Source organism: Nocardioides sp. (assembly GCF_004803405.1).
GTDB classification, from domain to species: Bacteria; Actinomycetota; Actinomycetes; order Propionibacteriales; family Nocardioidaceae; genus Nocardioides; species Nocardioides vastitatis.
The window spans coordinates 1-16,715 of the sequence record NZ_SSXI01000331.1; the positions used below are offsets into that span (position 1 = coordinate 1).

Genomic DNA, 16,715 nt, shown 5'->3' on the forward strand with positions numbered 1-16,715 from the left:
CCCCGACACCGTCGGCGCCCCGGTTCCGCGCGGCCGCCAGCTCCAGCAGCAGCGACTCCGGCCCGGTGTCCCCGAGCACCACGTGGGCGGTGTCTCGCTCCGGCTCGTCCTCGTCCGCGCCGCCGAGCACGCCGTCCAGGAGGTCGTCGGGGCCGACATGTCCGCGCAGCCAGGCCGTGCCCCACCAGGCGAGGCGACCGGACCGCGGAAGGAGGCTCACGGCGGGCGAGACTACGGCACCGGCGCCCGCGCGCCGCGCCGTCGGGTTCCCGCCGGAACGTGATCGGCGGCTGGCTAGGGTTACCCGCATGTCCGCCGTGCTCGAGCTCGCCGAGGTGTCCGTGCGCCGTGGTCAGGCGATCCTCCTCGACCGCGTCACCTGGGTGGTCAAGGACGGGGAGCGCTGGGTCGTCCTGGGAGCCAACGGCGCCGGGAAGACCACCCTCCTCCAGGTCGCGGGCGCCCAGATGCACCCCACGTCCGGCGCGGTCGGCATCCTGGGTGAGCTGCTCGGGACCGTCGACGTGTTCGACCTGCGGCCGCGCATCGGGGTGGCCAGCGCGGCGGTCGCCGAGCGGATCCCGCGCAACGAGACCGTTCGCGATCTGGTCGTGTCGGCGTCGTACGCCGTGCTCGGCCGATGGCGGGAGGAGTACGACGACCTCGACCACCGTCGTGCCGAGGACCTGCTCCGGGAAGTGGGCGTGATGCGCCTCGCCGACCGCACGTTCGGGACCCTGAGCGAGGGCGAGCGCAAGCGGGTGCAGATCGCGCGGGCCCTGATGACCGACCCGGAGCTGCTGCTCCTAGACGAGCCTGCGGCAGGGCTCGACCTCGGCGGCAGGGAGGACCTGGTCTCCACTCTCTCCGTGCTGGCCTACGACCCCGACTCCCCGGCGACGGTGCTCGTCTCCCACCACGTGGAGGAGATCCCGCCGGGCTTCACCCACGTCCTGATGCTGCGCGACGGCGCCGTTGTCGCGCAGGGCCCGATCGGCCCCACGCTGACCGCCGAGGCGTTGTCCGCGACGTTCGGGATGCCCCTGGTCCTCGAGGAGCACGACGGCCGCTACGCCGCCCGCCGCAAGCGCCACCACCGGGGCTGACACCCCTGGCATTAGAGTTCAGGTCATGGACTGGCTGCGTGACCATCTCTGGGAGACGTGGCTGGCGGTCGCCATCGTGCTGGGCGTCGCCGAGATGCTGAGCATGGATCTCTTCCTGCTGATGCTCGCCGGCGGCGCACTGGCCGGAATGGGTACCGCGCTGGTCACCGAGAACGTCGTGGTGCAGGTGCTCGTCGCCTCCGCCGCTGCGGTGCTGTTGATGGGCGCCGTGCGTCCTCCGCTCCTGAGGCGTCTCCACGGCGGGCCGGACCTGGTGCTCGGCCCGGCGAGCCTGGTGGGTGCACACGGCCTGGTCACCGAGTCGATCGCTGCGCTCAGCCCGGGTCGGGTGAAGATCGGTGGCGAGAGCTGGCTCGCGGTCTCGCCCGGTGCCGAGGCCGAGATCGAGGCCGGCCGCACCGTCGAGGTGATCGCGATCGTCGGCGCCACCGCGCACGTACGTCCCGTTTTCGATACCCCCCGCTGAAGGAGTTCCCCATGGTGATCCTGGTTCTGCTGGGCCTGTTGCTGCTCTTCGTGATCGTCGTGATCGCGAAGGCGATCCGTGTCGTGCCGCAGGCCTACGCCGGCGTGGTGGAGCGCTTCGGGAAGTACAAGGAGACGCTTCCGGCGGGTCTGAATTTCGTGGTGCCGTTCATCGACAAGGTGCACTACATGATCGACCTGCGTGAGCAGGTGGTGAGCTTCCCGCCGCAGGGCGCGATCACCGAGGACAACCTGACGGTGGACATCGACACCGTGATCTTCTTCCAGGTCACCGACCCGATCGCGGCGACGTACGAGATCTCCAACTACATCCAGGCGATCGAGCAGCTCACCATGACCACGCTGCGCAACGTCGTCGGCGGCATGGACCTCGAGCAGACCCTGACCAGCCGGGAGACGATCAACAGCGGGCTGTCGGCCGTCCTCGACGAGACCACCGGGCGCTGGGGCATCAAGGTCAAGCGCGTGGAGATCAAGGGCATCGAGCCGCCGCCGTCCATCAAGGACGCGATGGAGAAGCAGATGCGCGCCGACCGCGACAAGCGGGCGTTCATCCTCACGGCCGAGGGCCAGCGGCAGTCGGCGATCCTCACCGCCGAGGGCAACAAGCAGGCGGCGATCCTCAACGCGGAGGGCGATCGCGAGGCGGTCATCCTGGCCGCCCAGGCGGAGCGCGAGTCCGCGATCCTGCGTGCGCAGGGTGAGGGCCAGGCGATCCAGACCGTCTTCCAGGCGATCCACGACGGCCGCCCCGACCAGTCGCTGCTGGCCTACCAGTACCTCCAGATGATGCCGAAGATCGCCGAGGGCGACGCCAACAAGCTCTGGGTGATCCCCTCCGAGATCACCAAGGCGCTCGAGGGACTCGGCTCCTCCATCCACGAGATCGCCGGCATCCCGAAGCACACCTCAGGACCGGCCAAGCGGGTCGAGATGGGGCCGACCGAGCCGACCATCTCCTTCGAGTCCGGGGACCGCGAGCAGAGCGCGGCCGGCGAGGCGGCGCGGCAGGCGATCGCCGAGGCACAGAGCGCCGCTGGTCCCGGCACCGGCACGACGACGCCGTCGGAAGCCCCCACGGCGGAGTGACTGCGGTCGAACTCGGCGCGCTTCTCTTCGCCGGCGTCTGGGCGGGCGTCATCAACACCATCGTCGGGTCCGGCACCCTGGTCACCTTCCCGACGATGCTGGCGCTCGGAATCCCCCCCGTCACGGCCAACATGTCCAACTGCATCGGCCTGGTCCCGGGCTCGGTCGCGGGCGCGTTCGGCTATCGCCGTGAGCTCGTCGGCCAGCGGACGCGGATCCTGCGCCTGACGAGTGCCGTCCTGCTCGGCGGCGTCGTCGGCGCGGTCCTCCTGCTGGTGCTGCCGCCGCGCGCGTTCGAGGCGATCGTGCCCGCCCTCATCCTGTTCGGCGTGGCCCTGGTGGCCCTGCAGCCCTGGCTGGCCCGACGCGTGCGCGAGCGGGCCGAGGCGGGCGAGACCAACGCGCCCGACGCCGAATGGGTCTGGCCCGCCATGTTCATGACCGGGGCGTACGGCGGCTACTTCGGCGCTGCCTTCGGAGTCATCAGCATGGGCGTCCTCGGCGCGGGGGTGCACGACGCGATGCAGCGACTCAACGCGGTCAAGAACATCCTCGCCGCCTCCGCCAACGCCGTCGCCTCGGTGGTGTTCATCGTCGTCGCGCAGTTCGACCTCGTCGACGGCGTCGACATCGCCTGGCTGGCCACGGCCGTGCTGGCCGTGGGTGCCGTGGGCGGCGGCCTCCTCGGGGCATCCGTCGGTCGCAGGCTGTCACCGCTCGTGCTCCGCGGGGTCATCGTGACGGTCGGCTTCGTCGCCGCGGCGGTGATCGTCGCGGGCTGAGCCCCGTGGGTCGCTAGCCGCGGTTGAGGAACAACCCCGCGACGCCGGAGCCGACCGCGCCGAGTGCGCCGCCGATCAGCATCGCGCCTGCGACCTTCGGGACCCGGCCACCTCGGAGCTCGAGGGCGCCGGTCGCTGCGTCCGCACCGTCGACGGCCATGCCGACGATCGTGAGGTTGCGGCGCAGCGCGCCCTTCGACAGGAGCGTGATCGCGCCGAGCGCGATCTCCCGCGCCCCGAACATGCGGCCGAAGTAGCCGAGCTGCGGGTTCTCGGCCGGGGCCAGGCCGAACAGGCGGGCAGTGGGGGTGGGGGCGGCCAGTGCGCCGACGCCGATGGCGATGCGGCCCAGGGAGATGCCAGTCACGGGATCCATGAGGCGAGGCTAGCGCCCCGGGACGGCGGTCTCAGGGCACGCCGCACCGGAGGCCGAGGTCAGGAGACGTAGGTCGACAACCAGCGGTCGATCTCGTCGTAGGCCCGCTTGCGGGGGGTCGGTCGGGACAGCAGCACGTCGTGGACCGCGCCGGGGATGGCGATGTAGGTCGTGTGCTTGCCGACCGCCGTCGCCCACCGGCGGATCTGGCGCACGTCGAGCACCAGGTCGGTGCAGAACACGTCGTCGCAGAGCTCCCTCGGCGCGCTGCTGCGGTCGGAGGAGAGCACCAGCACCGGCGCCGGAACGTCGAGGCCGCGCTGCACCTGCGCATGCCCGATCCGGATGGCGCGCAGCCACCCGAAGCGCACGGGGAAGGACCCGAGCGGCTTCCAGGTGAGGTCGAAGTCCCATTCGCCGTCGTGCTCGCGGTGCAGGCTGCGCGTGTAGAACCCGGTCACCTCGCGCCTGAGCTCTCGCATCGGCTGGCGCCGGCCGACGCGGTCGATCACCGTGGTCATTGCCGGTGATCGCATCCACGACCTGCCCTGGAGGTCGAGCCAGGGGGAGTTGAGGACGAGGCCCGCGAGCTCCGTCGGCTTCCGCGAGTCGGCCCACAAGGAGACGATCAGCCCGCCCGTGGAGTGGGCGGTGAGGACGACCCTGGTGTGGCCGTCCCGCACGGTGATCCGCTCCCATGCGGCGTCGAGCTCCTCGAAGTACTCGGCCAGGTCGGCGACGTACGTGGCGGACTGGTGCGGCCGCAGCGACCGCCCGTACTTGCGCAGGTCCAGGCCATACATGTCGTGACCGCGCTCGATCCACCACTCGCCGTGCTCCGCGTGGAAGAAGTAGTCCGAGAACCCGTGGACGTGCAGGGTCGCCCGGTCGGTGGGGGAGCCCGTGCGGCGGCTCACCAGGGTCGCAACGACCTCGCCCTCGAAGTCGGGCTCCAGCGGGATGGTCTCGGCCACCCACGGCGCGCCGAGGACGTCGGTGACGACCTCGTAGGAGGACTCGGTGCGATGCGTGGACTGCTCGGTCACAAGACGATCCTCCCACCGTCCGGTGCACAAACGGGTGGACCCGGTCCGATCAAGGGGGGTTGGCCGGACCGGGCCCGAAGCCGAGCGTACCTGCGTAGGCTGATCGGGTGAATCACCGCCCCGCCGACCTGTCGGCCCACGATAGGCCGGACAGCGGTGCGGGCCGCTCTGCGGAAGCGGTCCTCGCCGAGCTGCGCGACCGCCTCCAGGCGCGGGCGAAGGTCCCACCGCTGCCGCCAGGATGGCACCAGCAGTCCGCGATGCTGGCCGCCGAGGGCTTCGAGTACGGCGGGGACTTCATCATCGCCGACCTCTTGACCGAACGGGGCGTCCTTCAGATGGTGCTGGTCGATGTCTGCGGCAGCGGCGAGTCCGCTGTTCCCGCAGCACTCCGGTTCGCGGGCGCGCTGGAGAGCCTGATCGTGGCCGTGCCGGCCGAGCGGCTGCTCACCGGTGCGAACGACTATCTCCTGCGCCAGCCCTCCGAGGAGAGCTTCGCGACCGCCGTCCACGTTGCGATCGACCTGACGACCGGTGACTACCTGATCCGCAGCGCCGGTCACCCGCCGGCTCTGCGGTGGCGCGCCGCCACGGCCACCTGGGAGGTGGACAACGCCCGGGGCACCGCCCTGGGCGTGAGCGAGACCCCCGAGGTCCACGTGAGTGAGGGTGTCCTGGCCCCCGGTGAGGCGCTGTTGTTCTACACCGACGGCGTCGTCGAGTCCCGGTCCCAGGACATCGACGAGGGCATCACCTGGCTCCGAAAGACGGCCCACGCCGCCGTGCTCGACGGCTGGACCGGGGTGGCGAAACGGATCATCGACCTCGTCGACCGGGGCGACGACGACCGCGCGGTGCTGGTCCTGGGGAGGGATCCGGAATATAGTTGACATGTCACCTGTTTTCCCCGGCGACAGACACCAGAGTCCCCGAGACCACCAGGGAGCGGACATGCAGATCGGCATCTTCACCGTCGGCGACGTCACCACCGACCCGACGACCGGCCGTACGCCGAGCGAGCACGAGCGGATCAAGGCGACGGTCGCGATCGCGAAGAAGGCCGAGGAGGTGGGTCTCGACGTGTTCGCGACCGGGGAGCACCACAACCCACCGTTCATCGCGTCCAACCCGACAGCGACGCTCGCCTACATCGGCGCGCAGACCGAGCGGATCATCCTCTCCACCGCCACCACGCTGATCACGACGACCGATCCCGTCCTGATCGCTGAGGACTACGCCAAGATCCAGCACCTCACCGACGGTCGCGTCGACCTGATGCTGGGGCGCGGCAACACCGGCCCGGTCTACCCGTGGTTCGGCAAGGACATTCGCCAGGGCATCAACCTCGCAATCGAGAACTACGCGCTGCTGCGCCGGCTGTGGACCGAGGACGTCGTGGACTGGGAGGGCCGTTTCCGGACCCCGCTGCAGGGCTACACCTCGACCCCACGCCCGCTCGACGGCGTCGCCCCGTTCGTGTGGCACGGCTCGATCCGCAGCCCGGAGATCGCCGAGCAGGCGGCCTACTACGGCGACGGGTTCTTCCACAACCACATCTTCTGGCCCGCGTCGCACACCGCGCAGATGGTGCGCCTCTACCGCGAGCGCTTCGAGCACTACGGCCACGGCTCGGCCGAGCAGGCGATCGTGGGCCTCGGCGGGCAGTTCTTCATGCGCAGGAACAGCCAGGACGCGTGGAACGAGTTCCGCCCGTACTTCGACAACGCCCCGGTCTACGGCCACGGGCCTTCGCTCGAGGACTTCACCCAGCAGACGCCGCTGACCGTCGGCTCGCCGCAGCAGGTGCTGGAGCGCACCCTGTCGTTCCGAGAGTACGCAGGGGACTACCAGCGCCAGCTGTTCCTGCTCGACCACGCCGGCCTGCCGCTCAAGACGGTCCTCGAGCAGCTCGACCTCCTGGGCGAGATCCTCCCCGAGATGCGCAGGGGGTTCGCCGAGGGCCGGCCCGGCCAGGTGCCGGACGCGCCGACCCACGCCTCGCTCGTCCAGGCCGCGGGGGGACCCATGGATGCCACCGTCCACGTCGAGGGCGACTCCGCCACGGGCACCAGTGACCGCGACCTCCACGACCCCGAGGTCGCCCGGATACTCGAAGGAGAGCTGTGACCATGGACCGTTCGATCACCGTCATCTCCGCGGGGCTGTCCGTCCCGTCCTCGACCAGGGTCCTGGCCGAGCTGCTCGGGTCCGCCGCCGAGCGGGCCGTCACCGCTCGGGGTGAGGAGGTCGAGGTGGAGTACGTCGAGCTGCGCCCGCTCGCGCACGCGCTGGCCGATCACCTGCTGACCGGCTTCCCCTCGGGTGACCTCGCCGACGCCATCGACAAGGTCACCGCGGCCGACGCGCTGGTGGTGGTGACGCCCGTCTTCTCCGGCTCCTACTCCGGTCTGTTCAAGACGTTCTTCGACGTCCTCCGGGTCGGTGCGCTGGAAGGCAAGCCCGTCCTGATCGCCGCCACCGCCGGGACGGCGCGCCACAGCCTCGTGCTCGACCATGCGCTGCGCCCGCTCTTCTCCTACCTGCGCGCACTCGTGGTGCCCACCGGGATCTTCGCCGCCAGCGAGGACTTCGGAGGGGGCGCGGTCGACGGCGGCCTGCGCAAGCGCGCCGACCGCGCGGCGACCGAGCTGGCCGCGCTGCTGGGCTGCTCGGGCCAGGCGACGGTCCGGCAGGTCGCGCGACGCCGCTCGGTCGACGACGAGTTCGCCGCGCCCACACCGTTCGAGCAGCTGCTCCGCGAAGCCAGCGACGGCGACACGGTCCGCTGACTCAGGCCCGCGGCGACACGTCCTTCGCGATCTCCTCGGGCATCGGCTCGTAGTGGGCGAAGGTCCGGGTGAACGTGCCGGCTCCGTGCGTCATCGACCGCAGGTCGATCGCGTAGCGCACCAGGTCCCGCTGCGGAACCTGGGCGCGGACCACGATGTCCTGCGTCCCGGTCGGGGAGGTGACCTGGTCGGTTCCGAGCAGTCGGCCGCGCCGTGCCGACAGATCGGACATCACGGTGCCGACGAGCTCGTCGGGCACCACGACCGCGACCTCGTCGAAGGGCTCGAGCAGCAGCACCGGCGTCTGCGCGGCGGCGTCCCGCAGCGCCAGCGCACCGGCGGTCTGGAAGGCCATGTCCGAGGAGTCGACACTGTGCGACTTGCCGTCGACGAGCGTGACCCGGATGTCGACGACGGGATATTCCGCACGGACCCCACGCTCCATCTGGGCCCGGACGCCCTTCTCGACGCTCGGGATGAACTGCCGTGGCACGGCCCCGCCGACGACCTTGTCGACGAACTCGAACCCTGATCCCTCAGGCAGCGGCTCCACCGTGATGTCGCAGACGGCGTACTGGCCGTGTCCGCCCGACTGCTTGACGTTCCGGCCGTGTCCCTGAGCAGCGCCGCCGAAGCACTCGCGCAGAGGGATGACGACCTCGCGCTGCTCGATGCCGACGCCGTACCGCTCCCGGAGCCGCTCCAGGGCCACGTCGGCGTGCGACTCGCCGACCACCCACAGGACGATCTGGCCGGTCTCGGCGACGAACTGCACCCGCAGGCTGGGGTCCTCGGCGGCGAGACGGGCGAGCGCACCCGAGAGCTTGTCCTCGTCGGAGCGGGTGGCCGCCTCGATCGCGATCGGGAGGAGCGGGTCGGGCATCGCCCACGGGCGGAGTACGACGGGCCGGTCCGGGTCGGAGAGCGTGTCGCCGGTCTCCGCCCGGGTGAGCCGGCCGATCGTCGCGATGTCCCCGGCGACGACACGCGACGCCAGCACCTGGTGCGCGCCGAACGGGTGGGCCAAGGCCCCGATCCGTTCGTCCTCGTCGTGGTCCTCGTGGTCGGGGAGGTCGAAGAACGAGGCGAAGTGGCCGGAGACGTGGAGCCGCATGTCCGGATCGAGGGTCCCGGAGAAGACCCGCACCAGGCTCAGGCGGCCGACGTACGGGTCGCTCGCCGTCTTGACGACCTCGGCGACCAGCGGGCCCGAGGGGTCGCACGTGACGACGCCGGCTGAACCTCCGGCGGGCGTGAAGACCTCCGGTGCCCGGTGCTCGAGGGGTGAGGGGAACGCTCGCACGCACAGGTCGAGCAGCTCGGCCACGCCGTCACCGGAGGTCGCGCACACCGGCACCACCGGGAAGAACCCCGCCTGTGCGATGGCCTTCTCGAGGTCGGCGACGAGGGTCTTCTCGTCGATCTGCTCGCCGCTCACGTAGCGGTCCATCAGCGTCTCGTCCTCGGACTCCTCGATCACGGCCTCGATCAGCTCGGCGCGTCGCGGGTCGTCGGCGCCGTCCCCGAGGAGGGGAGCGACCCCGCCCCCCGTCGGGACGCAGACGGGCAGCACCTTGGCGCCGGTCGGACCGCCGAAGGCCTGCTGCGTCGCGACGAGCACGCCCTCGGGGTCGGCCCGGGCGTGGTCGAGCTTGCTGATGACGACCGCCCGGGGCATCGAGACGTCGGCGCACTCCTGCCAGAGCCGCCGCGTGGCGGCGTCGACGCCCTCGTTGGCGGCGATCACGAACAGGGCACAGTCGGCGGCCCGCAGGCCTGCGCGGACCTCACCCACGAAGTCGGCGTACCCCGGGGTGTCGACGAGGTTGACCTTGACCCCGGCGTGCACGACCGGGGCGACGGCGAGCGAGACGGAGCGGCCCCGGACGCGTTCGCCGTCCTCGTGGTCGCAGACGGTCGTGCCATCGGTGACCGCGCCGGCCCGAGTGATCGCGCCGGCGTGGACCAGCATCGCCTCGACGAGCGAGGTCTTCCCTGAGTGGGTGGGCCCGACCAGAACGACGTTGCGGATCCGGTCGGGCCCCGGCGCCGCCAGGTCGTGAGCGGTGACCTTCCGGGACGTCTTGTCGGCCATGCCCTCAGCCAACCGCTAGGTGGCCTACGGCACAAGCGTCAGTGCTGGTAGGTGCCGGTGATCATCGCTCGGCCGAGTGTCTTGAAGGCGAGGTTGAACCCGACGACGGCCGGCGTGGCCGACCGGTCGACGCCGAGCTTCGGCTCCTTCACGGCGTGCACGACGAACATGTACCGGTGGACCTGGTCGCCTTGCGGCGGCGCGGCGCCGGCGAAGTCCGGCGTGCCGAAGTCGTTCCGCACGTGGAAGGCGCCGTCCGGCAGCGCGTCGTCCGAGGCGCCTGCTCCGGTCGGCAGGCTGGTCACGTCGGCCGGGATGTCGACGACCACCCAGTGCCAGAAGCCGCTGGGGATCGGGGCGTCGGGGTCGAAGCACGTCACGACGTAGCTCTGGGTGCCCTCCGGCCCGGGCTCCCAGGTGAGCTCCGGTGAGGTGTTGCCCTTGCCATAGACCTGGTCGTCCTTGAGCGGCCGGGCGTCGCTGACGTCGGCGCTGGTGACGCTGAACGACGGGACCGAGGGGAGCAGCGGGTAGGGGTCGGGGGCCACGGGGCGATCGAGACTCATGTCACCGAAGTTAGTCCGCTACCTGACCGGTGTCACCGACAGGTCGGGGGCAGTCGGGAGAATAGGCCCGTGACCGACTTTCCGCCGTACCCCTCGGGCCTCCGTCTGGCCGGCCGCCGTGTCCTCGTCGTCGGCGGCGGGCACGTCGCCCAGCGCCGGGTGCCGCAGCTGATCGCCGTGGGTGCCGACGTCCACGTCGTCTCCCCGCACACCACGCCTGCGATCGAAGGGCTGGTCGGGTCCGGAGAGATCACCTGGCACCAGCGCGCCTTCGAGGACGCGGACCTCGACGGGGCCTGGTACGTCATGGCGGTCACCGACGACCGCCCGGTCAACGACCACGTCAGCGCACTGTGCGACGAGCGTCGGATCTTCTGCGTGCGGTCCGACGACGCGAGCCTGGGCACCGCCTGGACGCCGGCGGTGGGTCGCCACGCGGACGTCACGGTCGCGGTCCTGGGCAGTCCCGATCCCCGTCGTACGGCGGCGCTCCGGGACGAGATCGTCGAGGGGCTGCGTGAGGGCACGATCGCTGCGCCCCACCATCGCGACAAGACGCCCGGGGTGACCCTCGTCGGCGGTGGACCGGGCGATCCGGAGCTGATGTCGGTCGCAGGTCGCCGGGCGCTGATGGAGGCCGACGTCGTCGTCGCCGACCGGCTCGCCCCGCGTGAGCTCCTGGGCGAGCTGCCTCACGACGTCGAGCTGATCGACGTGGCCAAGCTGCCACGGGGGCGGTCGGCCCAGCAGGACGAGATCAACCGGGTCATCGTCGAGCGCGCCCTCGAGGGCAAGCGGGTGGTGCGCTTCAAGGGTGGCGACAACTTCGTCTTCGGCCGAGGCTACGAGGAGGTGCTCGCCTGCCGCGCGGCCGGTGTGCCCGTCACCGTGATCCCGGGCCTCACCTCCCCGGTCTCCGTCCCGGCCGTCGCCGGCATCCCGGTGACCCACCGAGGCGTGGCGCACGAGTTCGCAGTGGTGTCCGGCCACCTGCCGCCCGGCCATCCCGAGTCGCTGGTCGACTACGACGCCCTGGGCCGCCTCCGGGGCACCGTGGTGGTGATGATGGGCGTGGAGAACGCCTCGCAGATCGCCGACGCCCTGGTCGCCGGCGGACGCTCCGCCGACACACCGGTGGCCGTGGTGTGCGACGGCACCATGCCGACCCAGCGCACCGTGCTGGCCACGCTCGACACCCTCGCCAAGCAGCTGGAGGCCGAGGCGGTCAAGCCGCCCGCGATCATCGTGATCGGCGAGGTGGTGCGCGTCGCACACCCCGATGCCTTCCCGGCCGGTGGCTGAGCCCGCCGGTGGCTGAACTTGTCGAGGTCACGTCGGCCGACGACCCGCGGCTGGCCGACTACCGCGACCTCCGCGACGTCGAGCTGCGCAAGCACCTCGAGGCCGAGCACGGGCTCTTCCTCGCGGAGGGGGAGAAGGTCGTGCGCCGGGCGGTGGAGGCCGGCTTCACGCCGCGGTCGTACCTGATGGCGCCGCGGTGGCTCGACGGCCTGGCCGACGTGCTGGAGCGCTCCGACGCACCCTGCTTCGTGGTGTCCGAGGCGCTGGCCGAGGAGGTCACCGGGTTCCATGTGCACCGCGGGGCCCTCGCCTCTCTGGAACGGCGGCCGCTGCCGCCTGTCGAGGAGGTCCTGGCCGGCGCGCGGTCGGTCCTGGTGCTCGAGGACATCGTCGACCACACGAACGTCGGGGCCATCCTGCGCTCCGGAGCCGCGCTCGGCTTCGACGCGGTGCTGCTCGCTCCGCGGTGCGCCGACCCGCTCTACCGTCGCTCGATCAAGGTCGCGATGGGCGCCGTCTTCACCCTGCCCTGGACGCGCCTGCCCGACTGGTACGGCGCCCTGCCGACCCTCTCTGCCGCCGGTTTCACCACGGTCGCGCTGACCCTCGGTGAGGACGCGGTGCCGATCGAGCAGGCCGTGGCCGGCCTGGACAAGGTCGCGCTCGTCCTGGGCTCGGAGGGCCACGGCCTCTCGGAGCGCTGGCAGCAGTCAGCCGACCGGCGGGCGATCATCCCGATGGCCGCTGGCATCGACAGCCTGAACGTGGCGGCCGCGACTGCCGTCGCCTGCTACGTGACTGCACGGCGCTGACCCACGGGGTAGCCTTCTGGCACCGATATGAGGAGGCTTCGCCATGTTCATCGAGGTTCCCGAGGGCAAGGACCCGGTCGGCTACGTCTGGGGCGAGCTGGTTCCGGGCATCGGTCCGGCCGCGTCGGCCTTCGCCATGAGCATCTACGAGCGCGGCACCCTCGGCCTGCGCGAGTTCGAGGCCGCTCGGCTGCGGATCGCCCAGATCAACGGCTGCCGCTTCTGCCTGGACTGGCGCACCGAGCGCGACGGCGAGAAGGTCGAGGAGGGCTATCTCCGCGCCGTCGAGGAGTGGCGTACGACGGCGGGTCTCGACGAGCGCAGTCGGCTCGCTGCGGAGTACGCCGAGCGCTTCGCCACCGACCACCACGGGATCGACGACGCGTTCTGGGCGCGGATGCGCGCGTCGTACTCCGACCGGGAGATCGCCGAGCTCTCGATGTGCCTGGGTTCCTGGATCGCTTTCGGCCGGCTCAACCGGGTGCTCGGACTCGACACGGCGTGCGTGCTGCCGAGCCACGCGGTCGCGGCCGACGCCTGATCAGCCCGCAGGAGCGCGCCGGGCAGATCGACAGCCCTCAGGTCGACCGTCACCAGGTGGAAGGCCGGCCGAATCCCTCGCGGCGTCAGGTGGGCCAGTCCGGCGGGTACTCCTCGGCGGCCGCATCGTGCTGCTTGCGCAGCTTCTTCATCGCCTTCGCCGACACGCGGTCGCCGAAGACGGTGCCGCGGGTGTGGTCGGTCTCGTGCTGGAGGCACTTCGCGAGCAGTCCGTCGCCCTCGAACCGCACCGGCTCGCCGTCCAGACCCTGGCCCTCCACGACCGCGAAGTCCGGGCGGGCGCAGGCCACGAACGCACCCGGGTAGGACAGGCATCCCTCGAGGCTGTCGTCGAGCCGACGCTCCCTGCCCTCGGGCAGGACCAGGGTCGGGTTGCACACCACGCCGACCACCCGCTGGTCCGACTCGTCGGGGCAGTCGAACACGAACATCGCGACGTCCTCGCCGATCTGGCAGGCGGCGAGGCCCACCCCCTCGGCGGCGTACATGGTGGCGACCATGTCGGCCGCGAGCTTCCGCAGGGAGTCGTCGAAGACCGTGACAGGCTGCTGCGGGCGGTGCATGATCGGGGTTCCCCAGCGGGTCATCGGACGCACCCGGCCGCCTCCGGGGAGCGGCCCGTGCGGCGCTACGGCGGGTGACTCGAGCTCCTCGTTGCCGCTGAACATGGGGAGAGCCTAGGCAGCGCGCCGGGACGTGACGCACCCGACCCCGGAAATCGGGCCCCTGCTGTAGCGCGCTGTGTAACTCACAGTTACATTGACGGCATGTCCCTGATCAGCAACCTCAAGCCGGGCGGCAAGTTCGGGGTTCCGAGCACGGAGAGCCGAGACCCCATCGGCTTCCTCGTCGCCGGCCTCAACCGGCTCGCCCAGAGCGACCTCATCGACAAGGTCGGTCTGCGCAGGCAGACCGAGCAGGTGGTCTTCAACGTCACCCGCACCGGGTTCAAGACGATGACCAACGCCAGCCGCACCTTCGCGAAGGCCGGCAAGAAGGGGCAGCCGGGCGCTCGCCCCGCGAAGGCGCGGTCGACCGGCGTCTTCGACCTGACCCCCACCGAGGATGAGCAGATGCTCGTCGACCTGGTGGGCGAGTTCGCCGAGGAGGTCGTGCGGCCCGCCGCGGCCGAGGCCGACGCTGCGTGCGCCGCGCCCGAACCGCTGCTCAAGGCCAGCCTCGAGATCGGCCTGCCGATCCTCGGCCTGCCCGAGTCGCTGGGCGGCGTCTCCGAGGAGCGGTCGGCCATGGCCGGCACCCTGGTCGCGGAGGCGCTCGCCAAGGGCGACATGGGTCTCGCGGTCGCAACGCTGGCGCCCGGATCGGTCGCGACCGCGATCGGCCTCTGGGGCACCGACCAGCAGCAGCAGACCTACCTGCCGGCGTTCACCGCCGACGCCGTCCCCGCGGCCGCCCTCGCGCTCAACGAGCCCACTGTCCTGTTCGACGTGCTCAGCCCGGCCGCGACGGCCGTGAGGTCCGGTGACGGCTACGTCCTCAACGGCGTGAAGAGCCTGGTCGCCCGCGGGGACAGCGCGGAACTGTTCATCGTCGGCGCCAGCCTCGACGGCAAGCCGGTCCTCTTCCTCGTCGAGTCCTCCACCGAGGGCCTCAGCATCGAGGGCGACCCCGCCATGGGGGTCCGCGCCGCGACCATGACCAAGCTCCTCCTCGAGGACGTGAAGGTCCCCGGCGAGGCCGTGCTCGGCGAGACAGACGGCTCCACCTACACCGACTGCGTGCGCCTCTCGCGCCTGGCGTGGTGCGCGCTGTCCCTCGGCACGGCACAGGCGGTGCTCGACTACGTGACGCCGTACGTCAAGGAGCGCGAGGCGTTCGGCGAGCCGATCGCCCACCGCCAGTCGGTGGCGTTCATGGTCGCCAACATCGCCATCGAGCTGCAGGCCATGCGCCTGCTGACCTACCGCGCGGCCTCGCGAGCCGCGGCAGGCAAGGACTTCAGCCGCGAGGTCGCGCTCGCCCGCAGGATCTGCGCCGAGAAGGGCATGCAGATCGGCAACGACGGCGTGCAGCTGCTCGGTGGCCACGGCTTCGTCAAGGAGCACCCGGTCGAACGTTGGTACCGCGACCTGCGTGCCATCGGCATCATGGAAGGGACGGTGCTGGTCTGATGGCCATCAACCTCGAGGTGCCCCGGAAGCACCGGGCTCTGATCGACCAGGCCCACCAGGTCGCGATGAACATGCTGCGGCCGATCTCACGCAAGTACGACCTCGCCGAGCACGAGTATCCGAAGGAGCTCGACGTCCTCGCCGCGATGATCGACGGCCTCGCGGAGTCGGGGGCGAGCGAGGGCGCCGGCGCGACCGGCGTCCGTCGCGACGCCAACGGCGACGACGGCAAGAGCGCCGTCAAGAACGGCGCCAACATGGCCTCGGTGACCTCGATCGCCGAGATGTGCTGGGGCGACGTCGGCCTCATGCTGTCGTTCCCGCGCCAGGGCCTGGGCAACTCGGCCATCGCCTCGGTGGCCGACGACGAGCAGCTCAAGCGGTTCGAGGGCAAGTGGGCGTCCATGGCGATCACCGAGCCGAGCTTCGGCTCGGACTCGGCCGCCGTCTCGACCACCGCTGTGCTCGACGGCGACGAGTACGTCATCAACGGCGAGAAGATCTTCGTCACCGCCGGTGAGCGCTCGGACTGCGTCGTCGTGTGGGCGACGCTGGACAAGTCGCTCGGTCGCGCCGCGATCAAGTCGTTCGTCGTGGAGAAGGGCACCCCCGGCCTCAAGGTCGAGCGGCTCGAGGACAAGCTCGGCATCCGGGCCTCCGACACGGCGGTGATCACCTTCACGGACTGCCGCGTCCCGAAGGAGAACCTCATGGGCTCTCCCGAGATCAACGTCGAGCAGGGCTTCGCCGGGGCGATGGCGACCTTCGACAACACCCGCCCCCTGGTGGCGGCCATGGCCGTCGGTTGCGCGCGGGCCTCGCTCGATCTGACCCGCGACCTGCTCGCCCAGGCCGGCGTCGAGATCGACTACGACCGGCCGGCGTACCTTCAGCACGCGGCTGCGGCCAAGTTCGTCCAGCTCGAGGCCGACTGGGAGGGCGCGCGCCTGCTCACCCTCCAGGCCGCCTGGATGGCCGACAACCGCAAGCCGAACTCGCTCGAGGCCTCGATGGCCAAGGCCAAGGCCGGCCGGGTCGGCTCGGACGTCACGCTCTCGTGCGTGGAGCTCTGCTCGTCGGTGGGCTACTCGGAGACGGAGCTGCTCGAGAAGTGGGCACGCGACTCCAAGATCCTCGACATCTTCGAGGGCACCCAGCAGATCCAGCAGCTGATCGTGGCCCGCCGGATCCTCAACCTGTCCAGCGCCGAGCTCAAGTGAGCGTGTGGGCGCCCGCGGCCGGGTGCACCAGGTGGTGCGTCGGCCGCGGGTGGCCCGCGGCGGCGAAGGCGGAGTCGATGCTGTCGCGCACCTTGGCGACACCGCCGGCGCCTCCCTCCGCGGTCGAGACCAACGCGATCGTGCAGCCGCCGAACCCGCCTCCGGTCATCCGAGCGCCGAGTGCCCCGCCCTCGTGGGCCGCGTCGACCGCGAGGTCGACCTCGGGCACGGTGACCTGGAAGTCGTGGCGCAGGGACGCGTGCGAGGCGGCCATGAGCGAGCCGAGCGCGGCCCAGTCGGCGTCGGCGAGCGCGTCGACCGACTCCTCGACC

At 71.2% G+C, this 16,715-nt stretch carries 17 protein-coding genes and 2 pseudogenes; 12 read left to right on the top strand and 7 right to left on the bottom strand.

The features are described from left to right. Positions 1 to 220 (bottom strand): annotated as a pseudogene (locus E7Z54_RS22470) (hypothetical protein); the annotation flags it as partial. An 88-nt stretch (positions 221 to 308) separates the two neighbouring features. On the opposite strand from E7Z54_RS22470, the gene E7Z54_RS22475 reads away from it, so the two are divergent. Genes E7Z54_RS22475 through E7Z54_RS22490 form a run of 4 tightly spaced genes read left to right on the top strand, consistent with a single transcriptional unit; the run spans position 309 to position 3,484 of the window. Continuing rightward, complete coding sequence (locus E7Z54_RS22475; RefSeq protein ID WP_136436959.1) at positions 309 to 1,106, top strand: ABC transporter ATP-binding protein; 798 nt, start codon at positions 309 to 311, stop codon at positions 1,104 to 1,106. 25 nt (positions 1,107 to 1,131) lie between these two features. Next, entirely contained in the window at positions 1,132 to 1,593 is a 462-nt protein-coding gene (locus E7Z54_RS22480) for an NfeD family protein (RefSeq protein ID WP_136436960.1), read from the top strand. A gap of 11 nt (positions 1,594 to 1,604) precedes the next feature. Further along, on the top strand, positions 1,605 to 2,702 hold the full coding sequence (locus tag E7Z54_RS22485) for an SPFH domain-containing protein (RefSeq protein ID WP_206056477.1): 1,098 nt from the start codon (positions 1,605 to 1,607) through the stop codon (positions 2,700 to 2,702). Beyond that, complete coding sequence (locus tag E7Z54_RS22490) at positions 2,699 to 3,484, top strand: sulfite exporter TauE/SafE family protein (protein WP_136436961.1); 786 nt, start codon at positions 2,699 to 2,701, stop codon at positions 3,482 to 3,484. The genes E7Z54_RS22485 and E7Z54_RS22490 overlap by 4 nt, the downstream gene beginning before the upstream one ends. A gap of 13 nt (positions 3,485 to 3,497) precedes the next feature. Here E7Z54_RS22490 and E7Z54_RS22495 read toward each other — a convergent pair whose 3' ends face one another. Both E7Z54_RS22495 and E7Z54_RS22500 read right to left on the bottom strand, forming a co-directional pair. Further along, positions 3,498 to 3,860 carry a hypothetical protein gene (locus E7Z54_RS22495; protein WP_136436962.1) on the bottom strand — a complete coding sequence of 121 codons (363 nt, stop codon included), beginning with the start codon at positions 3,858 to 3,860 and terminating at the stop codon, positions 3,498 to 3,500. Positions 3,861 to 3,919: 59 nt separating this feature from the next. Further along, a complete protein-coding gene (locus E7Z54_RS22500; protein WP_136436963.1) occupies positions 3,920 to 4,906 on the bottom strand; it encodes an alpha/beta hydrolase in 987 nt (328 codons plus the stop codon). 107 nt (positions 4,907 to 5,013) lie between these two features. Between E7Z54_RS22500 and E7Z54_RS22505 the strand changes: the two genes are divergently transcribed. The 3 genes from E7Z54_RS22505 (at position 5,014) to E7Z54_RS22515 (ending at position 7,695) form a co-directional block, all read left to right on the top strand. After that, positions 5,014 to 5,796 (top strand): PP2C family protein-serine/threonine phosphatase, encoded by a 783-nt coding sequence (locus tag E7Z54_RS22505; RefSeq protein WP_136436964.1) that lies wholly within the window; start codon positions 5,014 to 5,016, stop codon positions 5,794 to 5,796. Between the two features lie 61 nt (positions 5,797 to 5,857). After that, positions 5,858 to 7,033: an LLM class flavin-dependent oxidoreductase gene (locus tag E7Z54_RS22510; protein WP_136436965.1), complete on the top strand. Its 1,176-nt coding sequence runs from the start codon at positions 5,858 to 5,860 to the stop codon at positions 7,031 to 7,033. Positions 7,034 to 7,035: 2 nt separating this feature from the next. After that, positions 7,036 to 7,695 (top strand): FMN reductase, encoded by a 660-nt coding sequence (locus E7Z54_RS22515; RefSeq protein WP_136436966.1) that lies wholly within the window; start codon positions 7,036 to 7,038, stop codon positions 7,693 to 7,695. 1 nt (position 7,696) lies between these two features. Here E7Z54_RS22515 and E7Z54_RS22520 read toward each other — a convergent pair whose 3' ends face one another. Further along, positions 7,697 to 9,790 (bottom strand): elongation factor G, encoded by a 2,094-nt coding sequence (locus E7Z54_RS22520; protein ID WP_136436967.1) that lies wholly within the window; start codon positions 9,788 to 9,790, stop codon positions 7,697 to 7,699. Positions 9,791 to 9,828: 38 nt separating this feature from the next. Then, positions 9,829 to 10,356: a YbhB/YbcL family Raf kinase inhibitor-like protein gene (locus E7Z54_RS22525; protein WP_136436968.1), complete on the bottom strand. Its 528-nt coding sequence runs from the start codon at positions 10,354 to 10,356 to the stop codon at positions 9,829 to 9,831. 69 nt (positions 10,357 to 10,425) lie between these two features. Here E7Z54_RS22525 and cobA point away from each other — a divergent pair, with 69 nt between their 5' ends. From cobA to E7Z54_RS22540, 3 genes are read left to right on the top strand one after another with little or no spacing between them, the layout of a single operon-like run. Further along, complete coding sequence (gene cobA / locus E7Z54_RS22530; RefSeq protein WP_136436969.1) at positions 10,426 to 11,658, top strand: uroporphyrinogen-III C-methyltransferase; 1,233 nt, start codon at positions 10,426 to 10,428, stop codon at positions 11,656 to 11,658. Positions 11,659 to 11,666: 8 nt separating this feature from the next. Then, positions 11,667 to 12,470, top strand: coding sequence for a TrmH family RNA methyltransferase (locus E7Z54_RS22535; RefSeq protein ID WP_136436970.1), 804 nt, complete (start codon positions 11,667 to 11,669; stop codon positions 12,468 to 12,470). A gap of 43 nt (positions 12,471 to 12,513) precedes the next feature. Beyond that, positions 12,514 to 13,011, top strand: coding sequence for a carboxymuconolactone decarboxylase family protein (locus tag E7Z54_RS22540; RefSeq protein WP_136436971.1), 498 nt, complete (start codon positions 12,514 to 12,516; stop codon positions 13,009 to 13,011). Between the two features lie 85 nt (positions 13,012 to 13,096). Here the strand turns inward: E7Z54_RS22540 and def are convergent, their stop codons facing one another. Beyond that, positions 13,097 to 13,699 (bottom strand): peptide deformylase, encoded by a 603-nt coding sequence (def, locus tag E7Z54_RS22545; RefSeq protein WP_136436972.1) that lies wholly within the window; start codon positions 13,697 to 13,699, stop codon positions 13,097 to 13,099. A 99-nt stretch (positions 13,700 to 13,798) separates the two neighbouring features. Here def and E7Z54_RS22550 point away from each other — a divergent pair, with 99 nt between their 5' ends. Next, positions 13,799 to 15,163, top strand: coding sequence for an acyl-CoA dehydrogenase family protein (locus E7Z54_RS22550; RefSeq protein WP_136436973.1), 1,365 nt, complete (start codon positions 13,799 to 13,801; stop codon positions 15,161 to 15,163). Further along, the gene (locus E7Z54_RS22555) at positions 15,163 to 16,383 is read left to right on the top strand and encodes an acyl-CoA dehydrogenase family protein (RefSeq protein WP_136436974.1); all 1,221 of its coding nucleotides are present in this window, start codon (positions 15,163 to 15,165) and stop codon (positions 16,381 to 16,383) included. The genes E7Z54_RS22550 and E7Z54_RS22555 overlap by 1 nt, the downstream gene beginning before the upstream one ends. Here E7Z54_RS22555 and E7Z54_RS24285 read toward each other — a convergent pair. Then, positions 16,376 to 16,715: pseudogene (locus E7Z54_RS24285) on the bottom strand (galactokinase); the annotation flags it as partial. The gene E7Z54_RS22555 and the pseudogene E7Z54_RS24285 sit on opposite strands and share 8 nt — an antisense overlap.

Excerpts from the sequence above, each read along its gene's own strand:
- E7Z54_RS22475 (WP_136436959.1), top strand. The coding sequence starts at position 309 with ATGTCCGCCGTGCTCGAGCTCGCCGAGGTGTCCGTGCGCCGTGGTCAG.
- E7Z54_RS22480 (WP_136436960.1), top strand. The coding sequence starts at position 1,132 with ATGGACTGGCTGCGTGACCATCTCTGGGAGACGTGGCTGGCGGTCGCC.
- E7Z54_RS22485 (WP_206056477.1), top strand. The coding sequence starts at position 1,605 with ATGGTGATCCTGGTTCTGCTGGGCCTGTTGCTGCTCTTCGTGATCGTC.
- E7Z54_RS22495 (WP_136436962.1), bottom strand. The coding sequence starts at position 3,860 with ATGGATCCCGTGACTGGCATCTCCCTGGGCCGCATCGCCATCGGCGTC.
- E7Z54_RS22510 (WP_136436965.1), top strand. The coding sequence starts at position 5,858 with ATGCAGATCGGCATCTTCACCGTCGGCGACGTCACCACCGACCCGACG.
- E7Z54_RS22515 (WP_136436966.1), top strand. The coding sequence starts at position 7,036 with ATGGACCGTTCGATCACCGTCATCTCCGCGGGGCTGTCCGTCCCGTCC.
- E7Z54_RS22520 (WP_136436967.1), bottom strand. The coding sequence starts at position 9,790 with ATGGCCGACAAGACGTCCCGGAAGGTCACCGCTCACGACCTGGCGGCG.
- E7Z54_RS22525 (WP_136436968.1), bottom strand. The coding sequence starts at position 10,356 with ATGAGTCTCGATCGCCCCGTGGCCCCCGACCCCTACCCGCTGCTCCCC.
- E7Z54_RS22540 (WP_136436971.1), top strand. The coding sequence starts at position 12,514 with ATGTTCATCGAGGTTCCCGAGGGCAAGGACCCGGTCGGCTACGTCTGG.
- def (WP_136436972.1), bottom strand. The coding sequence starts at position 13,699 with ATGTTCAGCGGCAACGAGGAGCTCGAGTCACCCGCCGTAGCGCCGCAC.
- E7Z54_RS22550 (WP_136436973.1), top strand. The coding sequence starts at position 13,799 with ATGTCCCTGATCAGCAACCTCAAGCCGGGCGGCAAGTTCGGGGTTCCG.
- E7Z54_RS22555 (WP_136436974.1), top strand. The coding sequence starts at position 15,163 with ATGGCCATCAACCTCGAGGTGCCCCGGAAGCACCGGGCTCTGATCGAC.